The organism is Sphingomonas sp. Leaf4, assembly GCF_920939515.1.
Taxonomy (GTDB): domain Bacteria; phylum Pseudomonadota; class Alphaproteobacteria; order Sphingomonadales; family Sphingomonadaceae; genus Sphingomonas.
On record NZ_CAKLBB010000006.1, the window covers coordinates 46,147 to 68,371 of the forward strand.

Sequence of the window (22,225 nt, forward strand, 5' to 3'; positions counted from 1 at the left end):
CCGGCGCTTAACGCGACGCTTACGAAGTTCGGCCATGGTGACGGCGTGATAGTGGTAGAGGGTATCCGATGAAGAGCTGCCTGGTCGTCGATGACTCGAAGGTGATCCGCAAGGTCGCGCGCCATATCCTCGAGACGCTCGACTTCGAGGTGCGCGAGGCGGCGGACGGGCGCGAGGCGCTGGCCTGCTGCACCGAGCGTTCGCCCGACGTGATCCTGCTCGACTGGAACATGCCGGTGATGAGCGGCATGGATTTCCTGCGCGCGCTGCGCCAGAGCGAGGGCGGCGACCGGCCCAAGGTGGTGTTCTGCACGACCGAGAACGGCATGGCCTATATCCGTGCCGCGATCGAGGCGGGGGCCGACGAATATGTCATGAAGCCGTTCGACCGCGAAACGCTGGAGAGCAAGCTCCAGATCGTCGGCGTTTCGTAAGGCGCCGGTCGGAATGGCCCGGTGATGGCGCTGGCCCGACCTTCGAGCGATACCATGACGCACCATGACGTGCGGGTGATGGTGATCGACGATTCGGTGGTCACGCGGGTGATCGTCGCCCGGATCATCGATGCGATGGCGGGGCATGCGGTGGTCGCGGCGGTCGGCGGGATCGGCGCGGCGCTGGCGGTGCTGGCGCGCGAGCGGATCGACGTGATCCTGCTCGACCTGAACCTGCCCGGGATCGACGGACTGTCGGGGTTGCCGACGCTGGCGGCACTGGCCCCGCAGGCGGCGATCCTGGTGCTGTCGGCGACGTGCGACGACGGATCGGCGGCGGCATTGCACGCCCGGTCGCTGGGCGCGGTGGCGACGATCGCCAAGCCCGCCTCCTCGGCGATGGTCGGGCGGTTCGCCGAACGGTTGCAGACGGCGGTGGTCGATGCCGTGCAGTCGCCGGGCCCTGCCGCCCGGGATGCGTGGGACGTCATCGCGATCGGCGCGTCGACCGGCGGCATCCACGCGCTCGCCCCGTTGCTGGCGGCGATCCCGGCCGAGTGCGACGTGCCGATGTTGCTGACGCAGCATCTGCCGGCATCGTTCACCGGCTATTTCGCCGGGCAACTGGCGCGGCTGGCGCGGCGACCGGTGGATGTCGGGGCCGACAGCCTGCGCATCCGGCGCGGACGGATGGTGCTGGCACCGGGCGATGCGCATTTGCGGGTGGTAGCGACGACCGACGGCGCGGCGATCCGGCTCGACCGGACCCCGGCGGCGAGCGGTTGCCTGCCCTCGGTCGATCCGATGTTCGAATCGGTCGCGCGGGTCTATGGCGCGCGCGCGCTGGTGGTGGTGCTGTCGGGCATGGGGCGCGACGGTTGCCGCGGCGCGGCGCAGGTGAAGGCGCACGGCGGCGCGGTGGCCGCGCAGGAGCGGCAGTCCTCGGTCGTCTGGGGAATGCCGGGCGCGGTGGTCGAGGCGGGGCTGGCCACGACGATCGGGACGCCCGAACAACTGGGCGCGTTCATCGCGAAGGGCCGGCGGCCGGCATGACGATGGCGCTGCCCCTCGCCCCGCGCGGATCGGCGGTCGCGACGATCGTCGCGCTGCTGGAGGCACGCACCGGGCAGCAGCTCGACGCCGGGCGGACATGGCGGATCGACAGCGCGCTGCAACCGATGCTGCGCGAACGCGGCCTCGCCACGCTCGACGAACTGGTCGCGCGGATGTCGGCGGACACCGAACGCGGTCTGGGCGACGCGGTGGTCGATGCGCTGCTCAACCAGGAAACGTCGTTCTTCCGCGATGCCGGCGTGCTCGAACTGGTCGCCGGGGCGGCGGGCGACATGATGCGCGAGACGCCGGATCGCAAGGTGCGGCTGTGGTCGGCGGCCTGTTCGACCGGGCAGGAGCCGCTGTCGCTGGCGATGCTGTTCCACGAGCATCATCTGGCGACCGGGCAGGCGATCCCCGAAATCCGCGCGACCGATATTTCGGCACGCGCGCTGCGGCGCGCGCGCGACGCGCGCTATACCCAGTTCGAGGTGCAGCGCGGCCTGCCGATCCGGCGGCTGATGACATGGTTCGACCAGCGCGGCGAGCTGTGGGAAGCGAAGGCGGAGTTGCGCTATCGCATATTGTACTCGCAACAAAATCTGATCGCCGAGCCGCCGATGGCCGGGCGGTTCGACATCATCCTGTGTCGCAACCTGTTGATGTACCTGTCGCCGCCGATGCGACGGCGGGTGCTCGACCGGATCGCCTGTTCGCTGCGGCCCGGCGGCGTGCTGGTGCTGGGCGCGGGCGAGACGGTGATCGGGCATTGCGACGCGCTGGTCCCGTCCGAGCGGTATCGCGGACTCTATCGACCGGCGCTGCGGTAGCGGCCAATCCTGTTGCGTTTCGCGCGGTCCCGCCGCAAGCCGGATGCGAAGCGTGATGGAGGGTGCGGGCAAGTGGACTGGATCGAGACGCCGTCGCCCAATTTCAACGAACGGCGGCTGCCGGTGACGATGCTGGTGCTGCATTATACCGGCATGATCGATGCGGCGTCGGCGATCGCGCGGCTGACCGATCCGAACGCCGAAGTGTCGGCGCATTATGTGATCGAGGAGGATGGCTGCATCCACCGGCTGGTGGCCGAGGACAAGCGCGCGTGGCATGCGGGCAAGTCGCACTGGCGCGGCATCACCGACGTGAACAGCGCGTCGATCGGCATCGAACTGGTCAATCCCGGGCATGAATGGGGCTATCGCGGCTTTCCCGATGCGCAGATAGGCGCGCTGATCCCGCTGCTCCACGCGATCAAGGAACGGCACGGCATCACCCGTGGCAATGTCGTCGGCCATTCGGACATCGCGCCGGCGCGCAAAGATGATCCGGGCGAGTTGTTCCCGTGGGGGAAGCTGGCGCGATTGCGCCTTGCGCTGCCACGTCCGGCCAAGGGGCTGATGGACCCCGGCTGGAGCGACGCGGGATTCCTGCTGGCGCTCGAACGCTTCGGCTATGACGTGACCGACGAGGTGGCGGCAGTGACGGCGTTCCAGCGACGCTTTCGCCCCGAGGTGATCGACGGGGTGGTCGACGGCGAATGCCGCATGCTCCTGCTCGCGCTGTTGTTGCCCAAGCCGCAAGGCGACGATTGAATCGCGCCGGCCGATTGGCTAGGGGCGGCTGCGTCAGAGGGTCGGGCGGCCGCGCTGCGCTTCGTGCGTATCGAGGAAAGTCCGGGCTCCACGGAAACAACGGTGCCGGGTAACGCCCGGCGGGCGGATCGTTTCGGCGATACGTTCAGGGACAGTGCCACAGAGAGCAGACGGCCTTTGGCTTCGGCCGGGTTACGGTGAAAGGGTGCGGTAAGAGCGCACCGCGCGGACGGTAACGGACGCGGCATGGCAAACCCCACCGGGAGCAAGACCGAATAGGGGCGGCATGGGGCGTGGCAACGCGCTTCGGGGCATGTTCCGGCCCGCTGCCCGGGTTGGTTGCTGGAGGCGCCACGCAAGTGTCGCCCGAGAGGAATGGTCGCCTATCCCGCTTGCGCGGGTGGACAGAACCCGGCTTATAGACCCTCTGACACTGGTTTTTGATCCGCCTGACGGCGGATGCGGTGCCGGCCCGCTCCCCCTCCCGGCCACCCACAGCGTATCCTTGATGGGTGGCCGGGAGGGGGAGCGGGCCGGCACCGCCTGTACCACATCACCCGCAATGGGTTGCGCCGGGCGGTGCAGGGCCTATTTCGGCAGGCCATGGCACGGCACACACGATCGAACGACTGGGGTTTTCCCCGCTGGCGCGGCTATACCGCCGGGCGCGAGGCGCAGCCGGTGCGGCTGTGCGACCGGCACGGCTGCGAGGCGCCGGGCGACCGGCCCGCGCCCAAATCGCCCAACAGCCCCGACCGCTGGTATTTCTGCGAAACGCATGCCGCCGAATATAACAAGGGCTGGAACTACTTCGAGGGGCTGAACGAGGAAGAGGCCAAGGCCCGCGAGGCGGACGAGCGGCGGACCGCCAACGGCTATGCGGCGTCGGCGTCGAACGCCTGGGCCGGATCAGGCGACGGCAGCCGATCGCGCGACGAGATGCGCGCGCTCGACGTGCTGGAGTGCGATCCCGACGCCGATTTCGACACGGTCCGCCTGGCATGGCGCAAACTGGCCAAGGTGTATCACCCCGATGTGCGGCCGGGCGATGCCGAGGCGGCGAAGCAGTTCCACGCGATCCAAGCGGCGTATGACGTGCTGCGCGTCGCCGAGGAACGGCGGAGCTGGAAGCCGGCATGAAGCGTGACGTCCGCTCGCGCTGGGAAAAGGCGGTGCTGGTGTGCGCGAAATGCTCGAAGAAGCTCGACACCGGTTTCGGCGATGACGGCAAGCCGCTGGCCAAGGCGCTGCGCCGTCACCTGAAGCTGAAGAACGGACCGAAGGCGGCGGCGGGCGTGGTCGAGGTCAAGTGCCTCGACGTGTGTCCCAAGGGCGCGGTGGTCGTGGTCGACAGCGAACGCCCCGGCGAATGGCTGCTGGTGCGGCCGGGCGACGATCTGGACGCGGTGGCGGCGCGGCTGGGGATGGGGCGGTAGGCGTTCAGTCGTCGAAGGGAAGCGGCAGGTCGGTGCCGCCGCCGACGCCGAACAGCGCCTGCGCCGCTTCGTTGACGTCGATCTGGTCGCGGCGTTCGCGTGAAGGACATTCGCCTTCGCGGGTCGCGGTGATTTGCCAGCGCGCGCCGGCCTGTCGCGCGGGGTTCCACCCCGGACCGCCGCCACGATCCACCCCGGTCTGTTCCATCTCCACCATATAGACCAATCGGATACGGCGTTCGTCATATTGCCCGGTCAGCGTGAGGCTGCTCGTCGAACTGCTGCTGGTCGCCAAGGCGCTGGCTGGCGGGCGGCTGTTGCTGCAACTGCGCCGGCCGTCGATCCGGCCGTTGTCGAACGCGAGCCTCATCCGGTTGCAATGGTCGCCCATCGGCATCGGGCTGGTCTCGCTCGCCGCGCGGCGCAGCATCGCCTCGATCGCGCCCGAGGGGAGGCATTGGGTGAAGTTCATCGGCTGCGCTCCGACTCCCCCACCGCCGAGCAACAGTGTGGCACTGCGCCGGAAGCGCCACAGGCCGCCGCGCATGGTGGGCGCGTTGCCGGTGACGACGATGTCGGGCTGTTCGCCGGTCACGACGATGTCGGGACCGTCGGGGGCGCGGGGCGTCGGCGGTGGTGTAGCGGGCTGGCGTGCGCCGGGATCGGCGAGCATCGCCGCTTCCGCCGCATCGTCGAGCGAGTCGATACGGCCGGCGATGCATGCCTTTGCCTCGTCGACTTCCCGGTGGCCCGATTTCACGCAGGCGCGCAGGATCGCGCACATGATGCGGTCGATCCGTTCGTCGCCGCTCGAAATATCGATGTCGCAGGTGCGGACCCAGCGGCCGTTCGTCGCATACCGGATGCGGACCTTGCGCAGCTTGCGGGCGATGACGACGATGTCGGGGCCGTCGACCGCCGGTTCCTGCGGCACCGGCTGCGGGGCATGGGCGGCGGGCGGGACAATGCCCATGCCGGCGGCGGCGAGCAGTCCGGTCCAGCGCAGTCCCACCAGCATCCACGCCTCCCGTCATGCCCGGTCGATCGCCGGAGTTCGCGGGGGGCAGCCTATGTCGGAAAAGCGCCGTCCGCCAGTGGGTTCAGGCAAGGCGACCGGCGGTTTCGCGGATGAGCGCGATCATGTTGGGAATGCCCTGCGTCCGGTTCGAGCTGAGCTGGTTGCGCAGATCGAACGGGGCGAGGGCCGCGTCGACATCGGTGGCGAGGATCGCGGCGGGATCGCGGTCCTGCACCGTCGTCAGGACCAGCGCGATGATCCCCTTGGTGATCGCGGCATTGCTGTCGGCGAGGAAATGGAGCGTGCCGTCGTCCCGCGTCTGGGGATAGACCCAGACCGATGCCGAACAGCCCCGCACCAGCGTCGCGTCGGTCTTGAGCGCGTCGGGCATTGGTTCCAACTGGCGGCCCAGATCGATCAGGAGCCGGTAGCGGTCGTCGCCGTCGAGAAAGTCATAGTCGTCGCGGATGTCGTCGATGCTCTGCATGGACGCCGCTATACCCGCTGCGCCCTACAGTTCCACCCCGGCGGCGATCGCTTCCAGCTTGCGGATGCGTTCCTTCAGGTCGGCGATCTCGATCCGGGTGCCGGCGTTGGGCACCGGGGCGCTGAACGGCTTGTCGCCCAGGCGCTGCTGCTGGAGCGAGAGCCAGCCGCGCCAGCCCGAGAGCATCGTGACCGAAACGATGGCGACCGCGCCGAGCGAAGTGAGGGCGAGCGCCAAGAGGAAGGTGGGGTTCATGGGGATCACGCTCCCTTGGGATCAGTTGAGGGGTTTGTCGCGCAGTCGGTCGATCTCGTCGGAGAGATCGACGCCGCGGTCGGTGATGATGCGTTCGAGGACGCGGACCCGCTGTTCGAGGCGTTCGGTCTGCGCGGCATATTGCGCGGCCTTTTCGGCAAGCGCGTTGGCTTCCACGGTCAGGCGGCGTTCGCGGTGTTCCAGCCATGGCTTGAACACCAGATTGGCGAGGATGGCGATGATCGGGATCGATACGCCGAGCAGCGGAATGAGAAGCGGACTCATCGACGTTCCTTTCAGTTCGCGCGGCCGCGCAGTTGTTCGATCTCACGGTTCAGCGAATGCGCGCCGTCAGTCACGATCCGCTCGACGTTCGCCAGCCGGTCCTTGATCGAGCCGAGTTCGGCCTTCAATTGCGCGTTTTCTTGGCTGAGCAGCTTCACCCGCTCGATCGTCTCGTCGTCGCGCTTGGGGTAGACGCTCTGGCCCCAGCCGCCTTGCAGCGGGTAGCCGTGCTTGATCCGCAGCCAGGTCGTGACCACCCAACCCGCGACCGAGATCGCGACGATCGTTCCGATGAAGGGAAACAGCATCTGCATCATCGCGACCTTTTCCGGGGTCGCATTGTCGACGTAGGTCATCATGGCAATCGCTCCAGAAAGTTCAGCGCAGCGCGTCGATTTCGCGGGCGGTGCGGACGGCGGGGTCGGTGGCGATGCGTTCGAGGACGGCGATGCGTTCTTCGAGGCGCAGGACCTTGCCCTGCAACTGCTCGTTCTGCTGCGCCATCAGCAGCGCCTGCCGTTCGACGGCGATCCGGTCGCGGTTGCGGTGACGCTTGCCCTTGCCCTCATACTCGTCGTCCAGCGGATAGCCGTGCTTCGCGCGGATCGCCGTCTTCACGATGCCCGCCGCCATGACGATCGCGATGATCGCCAGCACGAACCCCGGTCCACCCCAACCCATCGTCTCACTCCCTCGTTCGCGCCCCGGCGGGGACCGGATCAGCGCAGGCTGTCGATCTCGTCCGCCAGACGGGTGTTGCGGCTGGTATAATACATTTCAATATCGGCGAGGCGACGGTCGATGTCGCGGAAGGTCGAGCGCATTTCCGATGCGGTGCGGGTCGGGTTCGACCGTACGCCCTGCCAGAATTTCTCGTCCTCATGGCTGTCGTAGAGGCCGTAGGGCTTCTTCTGCGCCATCCAGGCGATCATGAAATAGGCGATGACCGTCCAGGGGAAGCCGCCGGCCAGCGTCAGCAGCACCGTGCCGATGCGGATCCACATGACCTCGACGCCGGTATAGTCGGCGATGCCGGCGCACACGCCCGACATCTTGCCATTCGCCTTGTCGACATAGAATTTCGTGCGTGCGCCGGACATCAGTCCCTCCGTGAATAATCGTGGTTGCGGAAATCATTTTCCGGGAAGTCCCGGCGCGGTGCCGAGGGGCGGAAGTCCGGATTGTCGGCGGCGATGATCCGCTCGATCGTCTGGAGCCGTTCCTCGAGCCGCCGGGCGGTGAGGTGCATGTCGTCGAGCAGCCGTTCGTCCTCGTTCGTCAGCGTCGGCGACTGTTTCCACTTGGTGATATAGTGGAGGATCAGCCACGGCAGCCCGATGAACAGGACGCTGATGACGACCGCCACGGTCAGGAATTCGCCCATCGCGCTCAGCCCTCCCGGTTGAGGCGGGCCTTCAGCGCGGCCAGCTCGGCATCGATCTTGTCGGACGAGCGCAGCTCGGCGATCTCTTCCTCAAGGCTCTTGGGCGCCTGGCCCATGCCGGCGGCATCGGCGCGACCTTCGGCCAGATCGGCGCGGCGTTCCAGCACGTCGAAGCGGCTGAAGGCGTCGGCCGTCTTGCTGCCCGCGTACATCTCGCGCAGCTTGGTGCGGTTGTTGGCGGTTTCCATCCGGGTCTGGATGGCGCTCTGCCGGGTCCGTGCCTCGCGCAGCTTGCTCTGCAGCTTGGCGATGTCGACTTCCGAGGCGCGCAGCGCATCGTCGAGCACGACGATCTCGCTGTTGAGCTGTTCGGCCATGTCGACCGCCTTCTGCCGTTCGACGAGCGCGGCCTTGGCCAGATCCTCGCGATCCTTGCTCAGCGCCAGCTCGGCCTTTTCGGTCCAGCTTTCCTGAAGCTTGTCGAGCTTGCCGATATGGCGGCGCATTTCCTTCTGGTCGGCGATGGTGCGCGCGGCGGACGCGCGGACCTCGACCAGCGTCTCCTCCATTTCGAGGATGATCATGCGGATCATCTTCGCGGGGTCTTCGGCCTTGTCGAGCAGGTCGGTGACGTTGGCGGCGATGATGTCACGGGTGCGGGAAAAGATACCCATCGGTTACTCCTGAAGGAATTGGGTGGCCGGAGCGGAACGGGGCAGAACCGCCCCGGCCTGCCGCGTCACGCCATGGGCGCTGCGGCAAGGGTGAAGGCGAACGGACCGGAAGCGGTCGTCAGCCCAAGGGCGAACAGGCTGACCACGATCGCACCGGCCATGCTGGCGAGCGATTGGGAAAGCGAGATGTTCGAGAGGTTGCGCATTGGGGGTCTCCCTGAAACCTTGAGATGGTGCGCCCTGTATCGGGCTTGCACAAGTCATTGCAGGAGCCGTGCCAGTTTCAAAAATGGCAGTTTTGCGTCGGTTCTGGTCGCGGTGGATACGAGTGCGAAATGACGACTTGCGAATTGTTGGGAAATTACGCCACACATCCGCCCCATGGAACGTGCATCCCAGGTCGTCGGCCAGTCCGGCCCGTTTCTCGACGCGCTGGAGCGCGCCAGCCGCGCTGCCGCGCTCGACCGCCCGGTGCTGGTGATCGGCGAACGCGGCACCGGCAAGGAACTGGTCGCCGAGCGGCTCCACCGCCTGTCGGGGCGGTGGGACCAGCCGCTGGTGGTGATGAACTGCGCCGCGCTGCCCGAAACGCTGATCGAGGCCGAACTGTTCGGGCATGAGGCGGGCGCGTTCACCGGTGCGACCAAGGCGCGCACCGGCCGGTTCGAGGAGGCGGATGGCGGCACGTTGTTCCTCGATGAACTGGGGACGCTGTCGATGGGGGCGCAGGAGCGCTTGTTGCGCGCGGTCGAATATGGCGAGGTGACGCGGATCGGATCGTCGCGGCCGATTCGGGTCGACGTGCGGATCGTGGCGGCGACCAACGAGCATCTGCCCGACCGGGTCGATCAGGGCACGTTCCGCGCCGATCTGCTCGACCGGTTGAGTTTCGAGGTGGTGACGCTGCCGCCGCTTCGCGCGCGGCCGGGCGACATCATGGTGCTGGCCGATTTCTTCGGGCGACGGATGGCGGCGGAGATCGGGCGCGATGAATGGCCGGGGTTCGGCCCCAATGCGGTCGACCAGTTGATGGAGCATCGCTGGCCGGGCAACGTCCGCGAACTGCGCAATGCGGTCGAACGCTCGGTCTATCGCTGGGAACGGCCCGGGCCGATCGACCTGTGCGAGATTGATCCGTTCGCCTCGCCCTATCGCCCGCGCGGGGGGCCGGCGGCGACGCCTGCCGCCGCGGCGCCGGGCGCGGTGGCGGCGGAACCGGCCGAGCGCGACAATCCGGGCGACGACTTCAAGACGCGGGTCAACCGGTTCGAACGGCAGTTGCTGACCCGAGCGATGGCCGAGGCCCGCTATAACCAGCGGACGTGTGCCGATGCGCTGGGGTTGACCTACGACCAGTTGCGCCATGCGCTGAAACGCCATGGATTATTGGGGCAGGGGGGATGAGAGGCGGTTGCGTCTCGGCTCGCCGCCCCTAGATGTTGCCCGGACGTAACGACCGGAGCCAAGCCGTTCGAGCGGCGTTCGGTTGCTCGACGTTTTGTGCCCACAGGAGGACCCGATGGCATTCACTCTCCCCCCGCTGCCCTATGCCTATGACGCGCTGGAGCCGACGATCGACAAGGAGACGATGACGCTCCACCACGACAAGCATCATCAGGCCTATACCGACAAGCTAAACGAAGCGGTGTCGGAGGATGCCAGCCTCGAGGGCAAGTCGATCGAGGAACTGCTGGCGAATGTCGGTAGCGGGTCGGCCAAGCTGCGCAACAACGGCGGCGGCTATTGGAACCACATTTTCTTCTGGGAAACCATGAAGGGCGGCGGCTCGCAGCCGTCGGGCGCGCTCGCGCAGGCGATCGACGACCAGTTCGGCGGGGTCGACGCGCTGAAGGAACAGTTCAACGCGGCGGGCGTGAACCAGTTCGGGTCGGGCTGGGCATGGCTGATCGTGGGGGCGGACGGCAAGCTCGCCATCACCTCGACGCCGAACCAGGACAATCCGCTGATGGATGTCGCGGCGGTCAAGGGCACGCCGATCCTCGCCAACGACGTGTGGGAGCATGCCTATTACGTCACCTATCGCAATGCGCGTCCGGCGTATCTCAAGGCGTGGTGGGACGTGGTCGACTGGGACAAGGTCGGCGAGCGGTATGACGCCGCGGTGAAGTAAATCATCGCATAGCCCTCTTCCTTTCAGGGGAGAGGGTTGGGAGAGGGGGCTGTCCGCGAGGACGGCCCCTTTTTCTCCATGCGCTATGCCCGCCACCATCGTCATTCCGGCGAAGGCCGGAATCCATGGGCGCGGGCGGATTCCACAAAGCCGCTAACACCCGACACAATGGATCCCGGCCTTCGCCGGGATGACGAGTGGCGGGCCGATGTTTCGCTCCAACGTCAGTCGGCCGGTGGCAGCGGCGCGTCCTTTTCCAGTTGCAGACCGTGGCGCAGCAGCATCGGAATGTTCGCCCCGGCGAACAGCAATGTCAGCGGGACCGCACCCCACAGCTTGAACCCGACCCAGAAATCCCATGTCGAGTGCCGCCACACGACCTCGTTCAGTACCGCCATGAATGCGAAGAAGCAGGCCCAGTTGACCGTCAGCTTGCGCCAGCCGGTGGCGCTGAGCCCCGGATAGGCCGTCTCCAGCATCTGTTGCAGCAGCGGGCGGCCCGTCACCACCCCGAAGGTCAGGATCGAGGCGAACATCGCATAGACGATCGTCGGCTTCATCTTGAGGAAGGTATCGTCGCGGAAATACAGCGTCAGCGCGCCGAACACGATGACGAGGCCGGCCGACAGCCACAGCATCGGCGAGACATGGCCGGTCTTCCATTTCGACACGATGATCGAGATCAGGCTGGCGATCATGAACGCGATGCTGGCAATGATGACCTGCGCCAGCGAATCGACCATGTCGGGCAGCGACAGCTTCGACGCCAGCAGATTGGCGACGAAGAACACGCCGAGCGGCCCATAGTCGAGCGCCATGCGGAACAGCGGCGAGGCGGGTTTGGGGGCGGTCGTCATTTGCGCACCCGTTCGACGCCGGCGATGATCCGCGAGACTTCGTTGGCGTCGAAACCGCGCAGGTCGTCGGCCGTCTCGCCCACGCCGATCGCGTGGATCGGCAGGCCGAATTTCTCCGCCGCCGCCACCAGCACGCCGCCGCGCGCGGTGCCGTCCAGCTTGGTCATGACGAGGCCGGTGACACCCGCCGTTTCCTTGAACACCTCGATCTGGTTGAGCGCATTCTGACCCGTAGTTGCGTCGAGCACGAGCACCACGTCATGCGGCGCGGCGGGGTTGAGCCGGCCCAGCACGCGGCGGACCTTGGCGAGTTCGTCCATCAGCTCGCGCTTGTTCTGAAGGCGGCCGGCGGTGTCGACGATCAGCACGTCGATGCCGGTGGCGGTCGCCTGTTTCACCGCTTCGTAGACGATGCCGGCGGCGTCGCCGCCCTCCGCTCCGCTGACGATCGGCACGCCGATGCGGTCGGCCCATGTCCTGAGCTGGCCGATCGCGGCGGCGCGGAAGGTGTCGCCCGCCGCCAGCATCACGCCGTAATCCTGATCGACCAATGTCTTGGCGAGCTTGGCGATGGTGGTCGTCTTGCCCGATCCGTTGACGCCGATCACCAGGATCACCTGCGGCCGGGGAAACGCCTCGATCTCGAGCGGGCGGGCGACCGGGGCCAGCACCTTCTCGATCTCCTCGGCGACCACCAGGCGGATGCCCAGTTCCTCCATGTTGCGCTCATATTGCCCGTCGGCCAGCCGGGCGCGGACCCGCGCGGCGGTGGCGGGGCCGAGGTCGGACGCGATCAGCGCCTCCTCGATCTCGTCCAGCGTCGCATCGTCGAGGCGTGCGGCGGAGAGGCCGACGAGGTTGCCGGTCAGGCGGTCGGAGGTTTTTTTCAGACCGCCGAGCAGGCGTTCGTGCCACGAAAGGCTCATAGGGGCATACCGATCAAGCGATCGCCTTCGACATGGGTGAGCCGCGCGGACACGATCGTGCCGGGCGGCGAGGGGGGAAGGAGGACGTCGGCGAAGCCGGGCGTGTGCCCGCGCGTGCCGGGCCGTTCGACGAGGATGGCGGCGGTGGTGCCGACCTGCCCCTGCAACCAGCGCTGACGCCGTGTGGCGGCGGCGGCGCGCAGGCGATCGGCGCGACCCTTGGCGACCGGTGGCGGCACCTGCGGCATCCGCGCGGCGGGGGTGCGGGCGCGGGGGCTGTAGGGAAAGATATGCGCGTGGACGATGTCGCAGTCGTCGATCAGCGCGAGGCTGTTCGCGGCCATCACCTCGTCCTCGGTCGGGAAGCCGGCGATGAGGTCGGCACCGATTGCGATCTCGCCGCGCGCGGTTTTGAGTCGGTCGACCAGCGCGACCGCATCGGCGCGGCTGTGGCGACGGCGCATCCGTTTCAGCACCATGTCGTCGCCCGCCTGAAACGAGAGATGGACATGCGGCATCACCCGCCGCTCGGTGGTGAGCAGCTCGAACAGCAGCGGATCGACGACCGCCGGGTCGAGCGACGAGAGGCGCAGGCGGGGGAGGGCGGTGCGCGCGAGGATCGCGGCGACCAGATCGCCGAGGCGCGGCGTGGCGGGCAGATCGTCGCCATAGCTCGACAGGTCGACGCCGGTCAGCACGACCTCGCCATGGCCCGCGTCGACCAGCGCGGCGACCTGCGCGACGATGCCGTCGACCGTGGCCGAGCGCGACGGGCCGCGTCCGGCGGGAATGGCGCAGAAGGTACAGGCGTGGTCGCAGCCGTTCTGCACCTCGACGAAGGCGCGGGTCTGGCCCGCGAACCCGGCCGACAGGTGCGGCGCGGTGTCGAGCACGCGGTCGATGGTGCGCACGACCACCGCATCGGTTGAGGCCCATGCGGCGGGTTTGAGCTTGTCCGAATTGCCGATCACCCGGTCGACCTCGGGCATGGCGGCGAAGGCGGCGGGATCGATCTGCGCGGCGCAGCCGGTGACGATCAGTTCGGCCCCCGGCCGTTCGCGCCGCGCCCGGCGGATCGCGCGGCGGGTGCTGGCGACCGCATCGTTGGTGACGGCGCAACTGTTGACCACGACCGCGTCACGGGTCCCCAGCATCGCGCGGATCGCATCGCTTTCGGCGATGTTCAGCCGGCAGCCGAGCGTTATCATGGTGGGACCAACGGAGGATGGCATGGGCGGTGATCTAGGGACAGGCGCGGGGGAAGTCCACGCGGCAGCGAAGCAAGTGCTGGACTTCTGGTTCGACGAGGTGGGCGAGGACCGGCATTTCGCCAAGGACGCGGGCCTCGATCGGACGATTGCCGAGCGGTTCGGCGCGCTGCGCGACGCGGTGCTGGCGAGCGAGGCGGCGGCGTGGCGCGACGACGAACACCATCTGCTCGCCGCCGTGGTCCTGCTCGACCAGTTCTCGCGCAACATCCATCGCGGCAGCGCGCAGGCGTTCGCCGCCGATCCGCTGGCGCTCGAACTGGCGCTGATCGGGATCGCGCGGGGCGACGACCGCGAGTTCAAGCCGCTCGAACGCTCGTTCCTCTACATGCCGCTGATGCACAGTGAGGATCGCGGCGTCGCGCGCTTCTCGCTGCGCTGTTTCGAATCGCTCGGCGTCGCCAACAACCTGAAGTTCGCGCGCGACCATGCCGCCGTGATCGATGCCTATGGCCGCTATCCGTCGCGCAACGCCGCGCTGGGTCGCGAATCGACAGACGCCGAACGCGCCTATCTCAGCCGACCAGACGCCGGCTGGTGATCGTCGGCACGTCGGGATCGCTGCCGCCGCGCAGCAGTCCGCGTGCCCCCAGCATCCGCCTTGTATCGGCGATCGAGGTCGGGCGGCCGTACGCCCAGCCCTGACCCTTGACGCAGCCGAGCGCCGCCAGCCGTTCGGCGATGGCGGCGCTCTCGATCCCCTCGGCGGTGACGGGGAGGTTCAGGCTGTCGCCCAGACCGATGATCGCCTTCACGATCGCCGCCGAATCGGCGCTGTCGAGCAACGACAACACGAAGCTCTTGTCGATCTTGATCCGGTCGAACGGCAGCGCGCGCAAGTGGGCGAGGCTGGAATAGCCGGTGCCGAAATCGTCGAGCGCGACGCGGACGCCCTGATTCTTCAGGCTGCCGATGATCGACTGGGCGAGCGCCAGATTGTCGAACAGCGCGCTTTCGGTGATCTCCACCTCCAGCCGGTTGGGCGCGAAACCGGCCTCGATCGTCGCCTTGATGATCTTTTGCGCCAGCCATGCGTCGCGCAACTGGACCGGCGAGATGTTGATCGACAGCGACAGCCCCGGGTCCCAGTCGCGCGCGGCGGCGAATGCCTGTCGCATGATCGACAGCGACAGGTCGCCGATCAGCCCGGTTTCCTCCGCCACGGGAATGAAGCGGTCGGGGGTGATCTCGCCATGCGTCGGATGGGTCCAGCGCGCCAGCACCTCGAAGCCGGTCAGCCGGCCGCTCGCCAGATCGACCTGCGCTTCGAAACAGGGCGTGACCTGTCCGGCGGGGATGGCGATGCGCAGTCCGCTCTCCACATCGTTGCGGTCGTTCAGCGCGCGTTCCATCGCCCGGTCGAACCACGCATAGCGATTGCGGCCGCCTTTCTTTGCCCCATACATCGCGATGTCGGCCGAGCGCATCAGTGCGTCGATCGTCGCGCCGTCGCTGTCCGACCGGGCGATGCCGATCGACGCGGTGATGTGGCAGCGCAGGCCATCGGCCTCGACCGGCTGCGCGAGCGATTCGACCAGCCGACGCGCGATCGCGTCTACGGTTTCGGGATGGCGCGCGTCGAACACGAAGGCGCAGGCGAATTCGTCGCCGCCGAACCGCGCGGTGAGCGCGGCGGGCGGCATGGCGGCGGCGATGCCGATCGCGACGCTGCGCAGCACCGCATCGCCCGCAACATGGCCGTGCATGTCGTTGACGGTCTTGAAATGGTCGAGATCGACGATCAGCAGCGCGACCGCCATCTTGCGCCGCGCCGCGAACGACAGCAGCGCCGCACCCGATTCGCCCAGGCTGCGGCGGTTGAGGAAGCCGGTCAGCGGATCGCGCGCGGCGAGCAGTTGCGCGCGTTCCTCGGCGGCGGCGCGCAGGCGAACCTCCTCGCTCAAGGCGCGGTGGCGGAACCAGCCGAACAGGATCAGCGCCATGTTGAGCAGGAGGGCCACGACCAGCGACCGTTCGATCGGCGGTCCGCCGGCGAAACGATAGGCCACGGCGCTCGACACCACCGCCGCGCCGACGCCCAGAAACAGGAGGGTTGCCGCCGCGCTGAAGACGAGCGCCCACCATTGCCGCCGCTCGGGGGGCGACGGATCGGGTGCGACGTCGATGACGCGGGGGCGGTCCGGTTCCATGCGGCGACAAGGATGCCGTCCGAGGAGTATAGAAGTTGTTAAGAAGCTGTTTGGGACCTCGTGGAAGCACGAGTTCCGAGCCGGCACCGCAGGACGCGCATCAACGCATTCCGCCGGCGGGTTGCATGGCGCGACCCTTTGGGGTAGGGGAGCGGATCGTTTCTTCCGGGAAGCGTTCAGCATTGCCGCCCATGGGCGACGCCGGCCGACGAGGTTTCGTCCGCCGGCGTGTTTTGCTTGAGCCTTTTCCGGGGGTGTCAGGATGGAGTGGTCCGCGTGTTCGAGAGTCTGAGTGACCGGCTGGGAGGGGTGTTCGATCGCCTGCGCGGTCGCGGCGCGCTGACCGAGGCCGATGTGCGGACCGCGATGCGCGAAGTCCGCGTGGCGCTGCTCGAAGCCGATGTCGCGCTGCCGGTCGCCCGCCAGTTCGTCGACAAGGCGACCGAGGCCGCCGTCGGTCACAACGTGCTGCGATCGATCACGCCGGGGCAGCAGGTCGTCAAGATCGTCCACGACGCGCTGGTCGACATGCTGGGGCCGGACACCGCCGAGCTGGACGTCGACGTCACGCCGCCCGCCGTCATCATGCTGGTCGGCCTGCAAGGCTCGGGCAAGACGACGACCACCGCCAAGCTCGCCAAGCTGTTGAGCAAGCGCGAGGGCAAGAAGGTGCTGATGGCGTCGCTCGACGTCAATCGCCCGGCGGCGCAGGAACAGTTGGCGGTGCTGGGCACGCAGGTCGAGGTCGCGACGCTGCCGATCTTGGCAGGCCAGCAGCCGGTCGACATCGCCCGGCGTGCGCTGCAATCGGCGAAGCTGCAGGGCTATGACGTCGTCATGCTCGACACGGCGGGCCGGCTGCACGTCGACCAGGCGCTGATGGACGAGATGAAGGCGGTGTCCGACATCGCCCGTCCCAACGAAACGCTGCTGGTGGTCGACGCGCTGACCGGTCAGGACGCGGTCAACGTCGCGCAGAACTTCTCCGATCAGGTGCCGCTGACCGGCGTGATCCTGACGCGGATGGACGGCGATGCGCGCGGCGGCGCCGCGCTGTCGATGCGCGCTGTTACCGGCAAGCCGATCAAGTTCGCCGGCACCGGCGAGAAGCTCGACGCGATCGAGCCGTTCCATCCCAAGCGCGTCGCTGGCCGTATCCTCGGCATGGGCGACGTCGTCTCGCTGGTCGAGAAGGCGGCGGAGTCGATCGAGGCCGAGGATGCCGAGCGCATGGCCGGGCGGCTCGCCAAGGGCCAGTTCGACATGAACGACCTGCGCGGGCAATTGGCGCAGATGCGGCGGATGGGTGGTCTGGGCGCGCTGGCGGGCATGATCCCCGGCATGAAGAAGGCGCAGGCGGCGATGGCGTCGGGCGCGATGGACGAAAAGATCCTGCTGCGCATGGACGCGATGATTACGTCGATGACGGTCAAGGAACGCGCCAAGCCCGAACTCATCAACGCCAAGCGCAAGATCCGCATCGCCAAGGGCTCCGGCACCACGGTGCAGGACATCAACAAGCTGCTCAAGATGCACCAGGAAATGCAGTCCGCGATGAAGAAGCTCAAGAAGATGGGCGGCATCAAGGGCATGATGGCGATGCTGGGCAAGGGCGGTCCGGGCGGCGGCATGGCCGGCCTTGGCAATGCGCTGGGCGGACAGGGCTTGGGCGATCTGCTCGGCAAGGCGGGGGGCGAGATGCCCGGCCTGCCGGGGCTGGGCAGCAGCATGGGCGGTAAGGGCGGCATGCCGCAGCTTCCCCCCGGCTTCGGCAATCTCATCAAGAAGAAGTAACCGCCGGCAACGATCCGGCTTACACGAACCAACGAAGGAAGAAGATTCACATGGCACTCAGCATCCGTCTGTCGCGTGGCGGCTCGAAGAAGCGTCCCTATTACCGCATCGTCGTTGCCGATGCGCGTAGCCCGCGCGACGGCCGCTTCATCGAGAAGATCGGCACCTACAACCCGCTGCTCGGCAAGGAAGACGAGAAGCGCGTCGTGCTCGACGCCGAGCGTGCGACCCATTGGCTGGGCGTCGGCGCGCAGCCGACCGACCGCGTCGCCCGCTTTCTCGACAAGGCCGGTGTGAAGGAACGCGCTGCCCGCGACAATCCCAACAAGGGCAAGCCGGGCGAGAAGGCCGTCGAGCGCGCCGAGGAGCGCGCCGAAAAGGCGAAGGCCGCCGAAGAAGCCGCCAACGCTCCCGCCGAAGCATAAGGGCATCGTCCCGCGTCCGCCGCACGTCGGCGGACGCGGGCAGCCTTTGGTCGCGCCTGCGCGTTATCGCCTGTCCCACGACAGGAGCATGGCCGCATGACCGACCCGGAAACCAGCCCAGCGCATGACGACGACGCCACCAACCAGGGCCGTTCGGCGGAAGACCCCGCCGAAGGCCGCGACGACGCCCCCGAAGGCGACGCAGACTCCCCCGGATAAGCCGGGCGGCGGCGAGCGGCGGGTGGTGCTCGCCGCCATCGCCGGTGCCCATGGGCTGAACGGCGAGGTGCGGCTGAAGCTCTTCACCGACGATCTGTCCAGCTATTCGCGACTGAACGGCGGTGCGTTGACGCTCCAGTCGGTGCGTCCGGCGACCAACGGCGTCATCGGCCGCTTTCGCGAGATCGCCGATCGGACGAAGGCCGAGGCGATGCGTGGCACCGAGCTGTGGATCGGCCGCGACGAACTGCCCCCGCTTGGCGAGGGCGAATATTATCACGCCGATCTGCTCGGCCTGCCGGCGGTGTCGACCACCGGTGAGGCGCTGGGACAGATTGTCGCGATCGACGATTTCGGCGCGGGCGACGTGATCGAGATCGAACGGCCGACGGGCAAGCGCTTCATGGTGCCGATGCAGCCGCATGCGGTGCCCGAATGGAACGACGACCGACTGGTGATCGAGGCGATCTTCGCCGTCGAATAGTGTGTCAGTCGTCGGCGAGGCTGGCGGCAAAGGCGGCGCGGATGTCCGCCGGGGCATCCGACAGCCGCCGGGCAAGCCGCTGGCGCAAGCCCGTGTCGGCACAGGCCGACCCGCGCTCCATGCTCCAATAGCCGAATTCGCGCGCCGCGACGCTCCGGTCGGAGAGGATGCGGATGTCGTGATGTCGCCGATCGGCGGCGATCCGGGCATAGGCGTTGGCGACGCTGTCCGCCGGACCTTCGAGCACTTGCAGGAAATGGCCGTCGTTGAACCACAACAGTCCGGTGATCCCGTCGACCGCATTGTTATGCCGCGATTGCTGCAGAATGTCGTCGAGATCGATAGGATCGCCGCACAGGCTGGCGTAGAAAATCTGGCGCAGGGGAACGTTGGTCACCCGAAAGGAATAGGATCGCGTCCGGGCAGGATCAAGGGCGCGGACCGTCCACTCAGAACCCCGGCGCCGTCAACGGCCAGCCGAGCCCGAGCATCAGCCGCACGCCGATCCAGCCGGCGACGACAAGCACGACGCCGGCGCTGTCCGGGAAGCATATCCTGATCGAAGCGGCATGGATGCCGGCCAACACCGCCTCAATGGATCAACGTCAGCGGTCGAGCTGATGCATGCGCCAAGGGAATATCTGGTGGTAGCGTTCGGGCGAAAGCAAGTCGTGGGGGCCGGGCGCTATCGCCCGCGCGGTTTGGGCGGGTCGGGGGGTGGCGGGCCGATGTCGGCATCTGGGTCGATCGCCTTCGTCAGCAGGCGGCCGACGAACGTCACCGGATCGGCTCCGCGTTTGTAGCCGTACGCTTCCATCTCGCGGCGGGCGCAGCGGACTTGGCCGGCGAAGATGCCGCAGCCTTGCCGGAACGGATCGGTCGTGGCGGTGCGGGCGGGTTCGCCCGCCACCGCCCCCTCGGCGAAGGGTTCGCGTGGGGTGGCGAGGGGCAGGCGGTGGCGGTGGTCGTCGCGGGCGCAGACGACCAGCGTGTCGGGATCGGTCGAGCGGCATTCGTCGGCGGCGGCGCGTTCGGCGGCGGCGGCGAGGATGCGGTCGATCGACTGGGCGGCGGCCGGGGCGGGGAGTAGCGCAAGCGTCGTCAGCAGCCAGCGCATCGTGCGATCTCCGGTCCTCGTCGGTGCCGCGACGATAGGCCGACGTCCCGATGGCGGCAACCGCTCAGCGGCGCAGCGGGCGGCGTTCGGAGAGCAGGTTGCGGATCGTGGTGGCGGCGACGCCGGCCTCGCCCATCGCGTGGCTGATCTGGTCGAGGCCCTTCACCACATCGCCCGCCGCGAACAGGCCGGGGATCGAGGTGCGCTGGTGATCGTCGACCTCGAGGCAGCCGTCCGCAGTCGCGGCGGCTCCGGCCGCCACCGCCAGTTCGGACCGGATGTGCGAGCCGAGCGCCGGGTAGACGCTGTCGAAGCTGCGGTCGCCCGCCGCGGTGCGGACGACGAACCGGTCGCCGTCGATGCGATAGTCGCCGCACGGGCCATCGACCCGCTCGATCCCGGCTTCGTCGAGCGCGGCAAGGCAGGTGTCGTCGAGGTCGTGGTCGCTGTCGGGGGCGATCAGCGTGACATCGGCGGTATAGCCGCGCAGGAACAGCGCCTCGCGCATGCCGTGGTCGCTGGTGCCGATCACGCCGACGCGCGCGTCGGTGACTTCATAGCCGTCGCAGATCGGGCAGTAGCGCAGCAGTCCGCGCCGTAGCGCCTCGTCATGGACGGCGTCGGTCAGGCCGCGCGGGCGGTGGTTCACCACCCCGGTGGCCAACAGTACGGTGCGACCTCGCGTGGCGCCGGTGGCGGTGCGGACGACGAAGTCCTCGCCGTCGCGCTCGATCGCGGTGACGCTCGCCGCCTCGCAGGTCGCGCCGTACATCGCTGCCTGGTCGTGCATTCGTTTCAGCAACTCGGTGCCGGCGATGCCGCCGGGGAAGCCGGCGTGGTTGTGGGTGCGCGGGATCAGCGCCGCGCGGCTGGAGCCGCAATCGAACATGCGGATCGAGAGGTGGAAGCGCGCGAGATAGATCGCTGCGGTGAGGCCAGCGGGGCCGGCGCCGATGATGATGCAGTCCGCCGGTGCTTCGGGCATGTCGTTCCATTCGTATTGGTACGGGCGCAAATGGTGCGCGCGGTCTTTCGTTCCCGGTCGCATGCTGGCAGGGGAGCGGCCATGAGTTTCGCCGCGACCGTCCTGACCCTCTATCCCGAGATGTTTCCCGGACCGCTCGGCGTGTCGCTCGCCGGGCGGGCGCTGCGCGAGGGGCGCTGGTCGCTCGACACGGTGCAGATCCGCGACTTCGCGACGGATAAGCACAAGTCGGTCGACGATACCCCGGCGGGGGGCGGCGCGGGGATGGTGCTGCGCGCCGATGTGCTGGCCAGCGCGCTCGACAGCGTCGAACCCGGCCGGCCGGTGCTGGCGATGACGCCGCGTGCGCCGCGACTGACGCAGGCCCGGGTGCGGACGCTGGCGCAAGGGCCGGGCGCGGTCATCCTGTGCGGGCGGTTCGAGGGGTTCGACGAGCGGCTGTTCGAGGGGCGCGCCATCGAGCCGGTATCGATCGGCGACTATATCCTGTCGGGCGGCGAGATGGGCGCGCTGGTGCTGCTCGACGCTTGCGTTCGGCTGCTTCCCGGCGTAATGGGCGCGGCTTCCAGCGGTGTCGAGGAAAGCTTCGAAAGCGGCCTCCTCGAATATCCGCAGTACACCCGTCCCAATGAATGGGAGGGGCGCACGATCCCGCAAGTGTTGCGATCGGGGGATCATGCGAGGATCGCCGCGTGGCGCAAGGCCAAGGCGGAATCCGACACACGGCTATGGCGGCCGGACCTGTGGGAGCGTCATGTCGACGCTCGGGTCCAGTCGCCCTCTGGCGCGCACGACAAAGACGAAGGTCACAAGCAATGAACCTCCTCCAGACGCTCGAAGCGGAACAGATCGCCAAGTTCCTCGAATCGAAGTCGATCCCCGATTTCCGCGCCGGTGACACCCTCAAGGTCGGCGTGAAGGTCGTCGAAGGCGAGCGGACCCGCGTGCAGAACTACGAAGGCGTGTGCATCGCCCGGTCGAACGCCGGCATGGGTTCGTCGTTCACCGTCCGCAAGATGAGCTTCGGCGAAGGCGTCGAGCGCGTTTTCCCGCTGTATTCGCCCAACATCGATTCGATCGAGGTCGTGCGTCGCGGTGTCGTGCGTCGCGCCAAGCTGTATTATCTGCGTGGCCGCACCGGCAAGTCGGCGCGTATCGCCGAGCGTCGCGATCCGCGCCCGGCGAAGGCGACCGCCGCCGAGTAATCGGCGGGGCACCTGCCCGGTGAATGCGGGGGCGTGGCGACCATGG

The 22,225-nt window shown here is 67.9% G+C and carries 33 protein-coding genes and 1 other RNA gene; 16 read left to right on the forward strand and 18 right to left on the reverse strand.

Annotation, left to right across the window (positions count from 1 at the left end):
- Positions 1-68: 68 nt before the first annotated feature.
- From LRA89_RS10030 to LRA89_RS10060, 7 genes are all read left to right on the forward strand, one after another.
- Positions 69-434, forward strand: a complete 366-nt coding sequence (locus tag LRA89_RS10030; RefSeq protein ID WP_055759733.1) for a response regulator — start codon at positions 69-71, stop codon at positions 432-434.
- Between the two features lie 54 nt (positions 435-488).
- On the forward strand, positions 489-1,487 hold the full coding sequence (locus LRA89_RS10035; protein WP_230770044.1) for a chemotaxis protein CheB: 999 nt from the start codon (positions 489-491) through the stop codon (positions 1,485-1,487).
- The gene (locus LRA89_RS10040) at positions 1,484-2,317 is read left to right on the forward strand and encodes a CheR family methyltransferase (RefSeq protein ID WP_230770045.1); all 834 of its coding nucleotides are present in this window, start codon (positions 1,484-1,486) and stop codon (positions 2,315-2,317) included. Before LRA89_RS10035 ends, LRA89_RS10040 begins: the two co-directional genes overlap by 4 nt.
- Positions 2,318-2,446: 129 nt before the next feature.
- Positions 2,447-3,079: an N-acetylmuramoyl-L-alanine amidase gene (locus LRA89_RS10045; protein WP_230770251.1), complete on the forward strand. Its 633-nt coding sequence runs from the start codon at positions 2,447-2,449 to the stop codon at positions 3,077-3,079.
- A gap of 33 nt (positions 3,080-3,112) precedes the next feature.
- Positions 3,113-3,514, forward strand: an RNA gene (rnpB, locus tag LRA89_RS10050) — RNase P RNA component class A.
- A 168-nt stretch (positions 3,515-3,682) separates the two neighbouring features.
- Positions 3,683-4,219, forward strand: a complete 537-nt coding sequence (locus LRA89_RS10055; protein ID WP_056497836.1) for a J domain-containing protein — start codon at positions 3,683-3,685, stop codon at positions 4,217-4,219.
- Positions 4,216-4,515 carry a (2Fe-2S) ferredoxin domain-containing protein gene (locus LRA89_RS10060; protein ID WP_230770046.1) on the forward strand — a complete coding sequence of 100 codons (300 nt, stop codon included), beginning with the start codon at positions 4,216-4,218 and terminating at the stop codon, positions 4,513-4,515. The genes LRA89_RS10055 and LRA89_RS10060 overlap by 4 nt, the downstream gene beginning before the upstream one ends.
- A gap of 4 nt (positions 4,516-4,519) precedes the next feature.
- On the opposite strand, the gene LRA89_RS10065 is transcribed toward LRA89_RS10060, so the two are convergent.
- From LRA89_RS10065 to LRA89_RS10110, 10 genes are all read right to left on the reverse strand, one after another.
- Positions 4,520-5,533, reverse strand: a complete 1,014-nt coding sequence (locus LRA89_RS10065; protein WP_230770047.1) for a hypothetical protein — start codon at positions 5,531-5,533, stop codon at positions 4,520-4,522.
- 82 nt (positions 5,534-5,615) lie between these two features.
- Positions 5,616-6,020, reverse strand: coding sequence for a SufE family protein (locus LRA89_RS10070; RefSeq protein WP_055759754.1), 405 nt, complete (start codon positions 6,018-6,020; stop codon positions 5,616-5,618).
- 24 nt (positions 6,021-6,044) lie between these two features.
- A complete protein-coding gene (locus LRA89_RS10075; protein WP_055759755.1) occupies positions 6,045-6,275 on the reverse strand; it encodes a hypothetical protein in 231 nt (76 codons plus the stop codon).
- A gap of 21 nt (positions 6,276-6,296) precedes the next feature.
- A complete protein-coding gene (locus LRA89_RS10080; RefSeq protein ID WP_055759756.1) occupies positions 6,297-6,560 on the reverse strand; it encodes a hypothetical protein in 264 nt (87 codons plus the stop codon).
- An 11-nt stretch (positions 6,561-6,571) separates the two neighbouring features.
- The gene (locus LRA89_RS10085; RefSeq protein ID WP_230770252.1) at positions 6,572-6,877 is read right to left on the reverse strand and encodes a hypothetical protein; all 306 of its coding nucleotides are present in this window, start codon (positions 6,875-6,877) and stop codon (positions 6,572-6,574) included.
- A 61-nt stretch (positions 6,878-6,938) separates the two neighbouring features.
- A complete protein-coding gene (locus LRA89_RS10090) occupies positions 6,939-7,241 on the reverse strand; it encodes a hypothetical protein (protein ID WP_056497834.1) in 303 nt (100 codons plus the stop codon).
- Positions 7,242-7,279: 38 nt separating this feature from the next.
- Positions 7,280-7,660, reverse strand: a complete 381-nt coding sequence (gene pspC, locus LRA89_RS10095) for an envelope stress response membrane protein PspC (protein WP_055759767.1) — start codon at positions 7,658-7,660, stop codon at positions 7,280-7,282.
- On the reverse strand, positions 7,660-7,944 hold the full coding sequence (gene pspB, locus LRA89_RS10100; RefSeq protein ID WP_055759770.1) for an envelope stress response membrane protein PspB: 285 nt from the start codon (positions 7,942-7,944) through the stop codon (positions 7,660-7,662). The genes pspC and pspB overlap by 1 nt, the downstream gene beginning before the upstream one ends.
- Positions 7,945-7,949: 5 nt before the next feature.
- Positions 7,950-8,618, reverse strand: a complete 669-nt coding sequence (pspA, locus tag LRA89_RS10105) for a phage shock protein PspA (protein WP_055759773.1) — start codon at positions 8,616-8,618, stop codon at positions 7,950-7,952.
- A gap of 65 nt (positions 8,619-8,683) precedes the next feature.
- Positions 8,684-8,824 carry a hypothetical protein gene (locus LRA89_RS10110; RefSeq protein WP_156349126.1) on the reverse strand — a complete coding sequence of 47 codons (141 nt, stop codon included), beginning with the start codon at positions 8,822-8,824 and terminating at the stop codon, positions 8,684-8,686.
- A gap of 175 nt (positions 8,825-8,999) precedes the next feature.
- Here LRA89_RS10110 and pspF point away from each other — a divergent pair, with 175 nt between their 5' ends.
- The gene (gene pspF, locus LRA89_RS10115; RefSeq protein WP_056497833.1) at positions 9,000-10,022 is read left to right on the forward strand and encodes a phage shock protein operon transcriptional activator; all 1,023 of its coding nucleotides are present in this window, start codon (positions 9,000-9,002) and stop codon (positions 10,020-10,022) included.
- Positions 10,023-10,137: 115 nt separating this feature from the next.
- Entirely contained in the window at positions 10,138-10,749 is a 612-nt protein-coding gene (locus tag LRA89_RS10120) for a superoxide dismutase (protein ID WP_230770048.1), read from the forward strand.
- A gap of 224 nt (positions 10,750-10,973) precedes the next feature.
- Here the strand turns inward: LRA89_RS10120 and LRA89_RS10125 are convergent, their stop codons facing one another.
- The 3 genes from LRA89_RS10125 to mtaB are packed head-to-tail and all read right to left on the reverse strand — an operon-like array spanning position 10,974 to position 13,740.
- Positions 10,974-11,606, reverse strand: a complete 633-nt coding sequence (locus LRA89_RS10125; protein ID WP_230770049.1) for a septation protein A — start codon at positions 11,604-11,606, stop codon at positions 10,974-10,976.
- On the reverse strand, positions 11,603-12,532 hold the full coding sequence (gene ftsY, locus LRA89_RS10130) for a signal recognition particle-docking protein FtsY (RefSeq protein WP_055759784.1): 930 nt from the start codon (positions 12,530-12,532) through the stop codon (positions 11,603-11,605). The genes LRA89_RS10125 and ftsY overlap by 4 nt, the downstream gene beginning before the upstream one ends.
- The gene (mtaB, locus tag LRA89_RS10135) at positions 12,529-13,740 is read right to left on the reverse strand and encodes a tRNA (N(6)-L-threonylcarbamoyladenosine(37)-C(2))-methylthiotransferase MtaB (protein WP_443024961.1); all 1,212 of its coding nucleotides are present in this window, start codon (positions 13,738-13,740) and stop codon (positions 12,529-12,531) included. The genes ftsY and mtaB overlap by 4 nt, the downstream gene beginning before the upstream one ends.
- Before the next feature lie 22 nt (positions 13,741-13,762).
- Here mtaB and LRA89_RS10140 point away from each other — a divergent pair, with 22 nt between their 5' ends.
- Positions 13,763-14,341 (forward strand): DUF924 family protein, encoded by a 579-nt coding sequence (locus LRA89_RS10140; RefSeq protein WP_230770051.1) that lies wholly within the window; start codon positions 13,763-13,765, stop codon positions 14,339-14,341.
- Here LRA89_RS10140 and LRA89_RS10145 read toward each other — a convergent pair.
- Entirely contained in the window at positions 14,316-15,950 is a 1,635-nt protein-coding gene (locus LRA89_RS10145; RefSeq protein WP_055759794.1) for a putative bifunctional diguanylate cyclase/phosphodiesterase, read from the reverse strand. The genes LRA89_RS10140 and LRA89_RS10145 overlap by 26 nt on opposite strands.
- 276 nt (positions 15,951-16,226) lie before the next feature.
- On the opposite strand from LRA89_RS10145, the gene ffh reads away from it, so the two are divergent.
- From ffh to rimM, 4 genes are all read left to right on the forward strand, one after another.
- Positions 16,227-17,744 (forward strand): signal recognition particle protein, encoded by a 1,518-nt coding sequence (ffh, locus tag LRA89_RS10150; RefSeq protein ID WP_230770052.1) that lies wholly within the window; start codon positions 16,227-16,229, stop codon positions 17,742-17,744.
- 50 nt (positions 17,745-17,794) lie between these two features.
- Positions 17,795-18,169, forward strand: coding sequence for a 30S ribosomal protein S16 (gene rpsP / locus LRA89_RS10155; protein WP_055759797.1), 375 nt, complete (start codon positions 17,795-17,797; stop codon positions 18,167-18,169).
- 96 nt (positions 18,170-18,265) lie between these two features.
- On the forward strand, positions 18,266-18,388 hold the full coding sequence (locus tag LRA89_RS20490; protein WP_268795739.1) for a hypothetical protein: 123 nt from the start codon (positions 18,266-18,268) through the stop codon (positions 18,386-18,388).
- 22 nt (positions 18,389-18,410) lie between these two features.
- Complete coding sequence (gene rimM / locus LRA89_RS10160; protein WP_230770053.1) at positions 18,411-18,872, forward strand: ribosome maturation factor RimM; 462 nt, start codon at positions 18,411-18,413, stop codon at positions 18,870-18,872.
- A gap of 4 nt (positions 18,873-18,876) precedes the next feature.
- Here rimM and LRA89_RS10165 read toward each other — a convergent pair whose 3' ends face one another.
- The 4 genes from LRA89_RS10165 to LRA89_RS10175 all read right to left on the reverse strand — a co-directional run bounded on the left by LRA89_RS10165 (position 18,877) and on the right by LRA89_RS10175 (position 20,974).
- A complete protein-coding gene (locus tag LRA89_RS10165; RefSeq protein ID WP_230770054.1) occupies positions 18,877-19,269 on the reverse strand; it encodes a BLUF domain-containing protein in 393 nt (130 codons plus the stop codon).
- A 52-nt stretch (positions 19,270-19,321) separates the two neighbouring features.
- Complete coding sequence (locus LRA89_RS20495) at positions 19,322-19,456, reverse strand: hypothetical protein (RefSeq protein WP_268934911.1); 135 nt, start codon at positions 19,454-19,456, stop codon at positions 19,322-19,324.
- A 101-nt stretch (positions 19,457-19,557) separates the two neighbouring features.
- Complete coding sequence (locus tag LRA89_RS10170) at positions 19,558-19,989, reverse strand: hypothetical protein (RefSeq protein ID WP_230770055.1); 432 nt, start codon at positions 19,987-19,989, stop codon at positions 19,558-19,560.
- 64 nt (positions 19,990-20,053) lie between these two features.
- The gene (locus LRA89_RS10175) at positions 20,054-20,974 is read right to left on the reverse strand and encodes an NAD(P)/FAD-dependent oxidoreductase (RefSeq protein ID WP_230770056.1); all 921 of its coding nucleotides are present in this window, start codon (positions 20,972-20,974) and stop codon (positions 20,054-20,056) included.
- An 81-nt stretch (positions 20,975-21,055) separates the two neighbouring features.
- On the opposite strand from LRA89_RS10175, the gene trmD reads away from it, so the two are divergent.
- The gene (gene trmD, locus LRA89_RS10180; protein ID WP_230770057.1) at positions 21,056-21,793 is read left to right on the forward strand and encodes a tRNA (guanosine(37)-N1)-methyltransferase TrmD; all 738 of its coding nucleotides are present in this window, start codon (positions 21,056-21,058) and stop codon (positions 21,791-21,793) included.
- Positions 21,790-22,179, forward strand: coding sequence for a 50S ribosomal protein L19 (gene rplS, locus LRA89_RS10185; protein WP_055759814.1), 390 nt, complete (start codon positions 21,790-21,792; stop codon positions 22,177-22,179). Before trmD ends, rplS begins: the two co-directional genes overlap by 4 nt.
- Positions 22,180-22,225 lie beyond the last annotated feature (46 nt).